The organism is Clostridium ganghwense (assembly GCF_026735165.1).
GTDB classification, from domain to species: Bacteria; Bacillota; Clostridia; order Clostridiales; family Clostridiaceae; genus Clostridium_H; species Clostridium_H ganghwense.
Window position 1 is genome coordinate 1 of the sequence record NZ_JAPQES010000020.1, and the last position, 2858, is coordinate 2858.

3 protein-coding genes and 2 tRNA genes are annotated in these 2858 nt (G+C 31.2%); 2 read left to right on the top strand and 3 right to left on the bottom strand.

What is annotated here, in order from left to right; genetic code table 11:
• Positions 1 to 745 precede the first annotated feature (745 nt).
• Positions 746 to 943, bottom strand: a complete 198-nt coding sequence (locus OXH55_RS19815; protein ID WP_268051879.1) for a hypothetical protein — start codon at positions 941 to 943, stop codon at positions 746 to 748.
• A gap of 387 nt (positions 944 to 1330) precedes the next feature.
• Here OXH55_RS19815 and OXH55_RS19820 point away from each other — a divergent pair, with 387 nt between their 5' ends.
• Together OXH55_RS19820 and OXH55_RS19825 are read left to right on the top strand one after the other, a co-directional pair.
• A complete protein-coding gene (locus OXH55_RS19820; RefSeq protein WP_268051880.1) occupies positions 1331 to 2137 on the top strand; it encodes a collagen-like triple helix repeat-containing protein in 807 nt (268 codons plus the stop codon).
• Positions 2138 to 2323: 186 nt separating this feature from the next.
• On the top strand, positions 2324 to 2503 hold the full coding sequence (locus tag OXH55_RS19825; RefSeq protein WP_336296798.1) for an HTH domain-containing protein: 180 nt from the start codon (positions 2324 to 2326) through the stop codon (positions 2501 to 2503).
• Positions 2504 to 2652: 149 nt separating this feature from the next.
• Here OXH55_RS19825 and OXH55_RS19830 read toward each other — a convergent pair.
• Positions 2653 to 2728, bottom strand: a tRNA-Ala gene (locus OXH55_RS19830).
• 5 nt (positions 2729 to 2733) lie between these two features.
• Positions 2734 to 2817, bottom strand: a tRNA-Leu gene (locus tag OXH55_RS19835).
• Positions 2818 to 2858 lie beyond the last annotated feature (41 nt).

Consider the following 2858-nt stretch of genomic DNA (forward strand, 5'->3'; position numbering starts at 1 on the left):
CACGCCGCCAGCGTTCGTCCTGAGCCAGGATCAAACTCTCAATTTAAAAGTTTAATCTTTACTCAAATTTATTGACTGACTGTGTTTCCTTACTTCTGTTTAATTTTCAAAGACCAAATTTTTCATTGCCGCCTTGCGACAGCTTATTCAGTATATCATCTCAACTTGTCCTTGTCAACAACTTTTTTATTTTCTTTAATTGATATTTAGCTGTTAACTTGTCGCCCTTTCGCGACGACAAGGAATATCTTATCATAAAATTTTAATTAGTTATATTGATTATATTGTATTTTATTAAATTATATTCGTTTTTCTATACATTTCTTTATTTTTCTTTATTATTCTTATGATGATACACCAGATAACGTATATAATGAGCTAAGTACATTTTCTACACCTAGTTCCACCTTTTAACCCATATAAATATTAATTTGTTTTATTTACTGCTTACTTTTCCCCCTTTTCTATTCTAATTTTAGTAAATATATTACTAGTAATATGCTTGTAACCACTAACCATATTAAAGACAAATTAGCAAATTGTGTATTAGTAGTTTTTGATATTGCTAAACATATTAATGGTATAATAGGGATTAGGCACAAAATATATTGTTTCTTTGACATACAGTATTACTCCTTATTATTTATTGTGTCAATAAACTTTGTATTTATTATTTGAGAATTAATATAACTTTATGTTTTACTTATCAAATAATTTAGTTATTAATAAAATTATATTTATAAATTTACTCTTTCCTAATCCATCTTCCTATTTCTCCGCATTTGGGGCACTGAATCTTTGTTATATTAAATACATTATTAACGCTAAAAAAAGAATGCTTACTAACCTCATAAATACAATTAACTTTTGAATTTATATTATTACCTATAATCTTATTAAACTTCTTTATATATCCACAATTAGAACATTTCATTTCTTTCATAATTACATGCCTCCTTATAAAATATTTACCTATTTCATAATTTCTTTTTAATAATTATATGCTAAAAAAATAAAAAAATCCCTAAGTCTTAACTCAAGGATTTAAATAATTGCTACTTTTAGGATTTCTGTGAAACAAATATAACCATACCTATCTAAAAATTAGTAAAAAATAAAAACAGTTTTATGCAAACTGTTTTCAATGGTGCAGATAAGGTGTTTTTAACTCCTGCCCCTTGCGTGCAAGGCAGGTGCTGTACCTATTATATAAATGCACCACATTATGTTAATATTAAATAATAACTTGCTCTTACTATTAAGTACTTTTTGATTGATAAATGCATATCTTATATTGTAATTTATAATAATTGAATAAGGGGTTAAAAATATGGGTAAGCACAAACATCATAAGGATAAAGATGGCAGCTCCACACTTTCTCGATCTCATCCATCCCCTCCATTTGTGATTAATACAGGAGGTGCACCTTCTATCAAAACAGGACCTCTTAAAAGTAGACCTCCTGCAAATACTGTGGGCAGACTTTTCTTAGCCACTGACCAAGGCATTCTTTATCATGATACTGGGACACAATGGATACCATTACAACAAGGTCCACCTGGTTCACCTGGAGAACAAGGCCCCCAGGGACTACAAGGTCCACCTGGGAAAGAAGGATTACGTGGTCCACAAGGTTTACGAGGGGAACAGGGACTACCAGGACCACCTGGTCCACAGGGACCCCAAGGCCTACAAGGTCCACCAGGTCCACCTGTAGAACAAAGACCACCAGTATCAGAAACATATCCTTCAACTAGATTTCAGTTAAGCGGTGGAGTAGGCGGAACTTCAAATATATCAATACCACGGCATAGTAGAGTTAATCGGCAGGAAATTTTCATGAATATACCACCAAATAAAAAGCTTATTCTTAAACAAATTAGATTTAAACTACATGAAATTCATACTACGCCAGTTAGACTACTAATAGAAGGACATCCTTCAATTCCATCTGCAATTAATATATATAGATCACAATATGGCTATGGAGAAGAGACTCCAAACTATATATTAACTACTAATAACTCGAGTAATGTTATTAATATAATATTAAAGATTTTCATTGAAAACCGTTTTTCATTTCCAATTCAAATCTCTTATATATCGAGTTGGTGGCTTGATTTAGCTATTGAGTAATAAGGGTTGTTACAAGTTAAAATAAAAACCGTATCTTTTTTCAATGTTAAAATGTACCCTATAGAATAGACACTAAAAAAATCTATTCTATAGGCTATTTTTATGTATAATTATAATGAAAAAATTTAAATTAGGAGTTAATAAAATGAATAATAAATTGTTTTCAAAAGAATAAATTGCACTATTATTAAAAATAACTATATAAAGAGAGTTACTGCAAAAGCAATTACTTATACCGATGTGTTCAAACGTATTTTTATAAAGAAAAATCAATCTGGTAAATTTCCAAAAGAGATATTTGAAGAATGTGGCTTAAACATTGAAATTTTAGGTATTAATAGAATACGTGCATCCGATAAAGGATAGTGTTCTGCATATAAATATGACACTGCAAGATACAAGAAAATGTAACACTGAAAGACCAACTACAAAAGAACTATCTCTAGAAGAAAAAATAAAACCAATAATATTTAAATTTCTAAAATAAAAAAACAGCCTTTTATAAGACTGTTTAATGGTGGAGATAAGGAGATTCGAACTCCTGACCCCCTGCGTGCAAGGCAGGTGCTCTCCCAGCTGAGCTATACCCCCATATATGGTGCAGGTGAAGGGAGTCGAACCCCCATGCCAAAGGCGCTAGATCCTAAGTCTAGTGCGTCTGCCAATTCCGCCACACCTGCATATATAAAATTATAAATGGTGACTCCTAGGGGAATCGAAC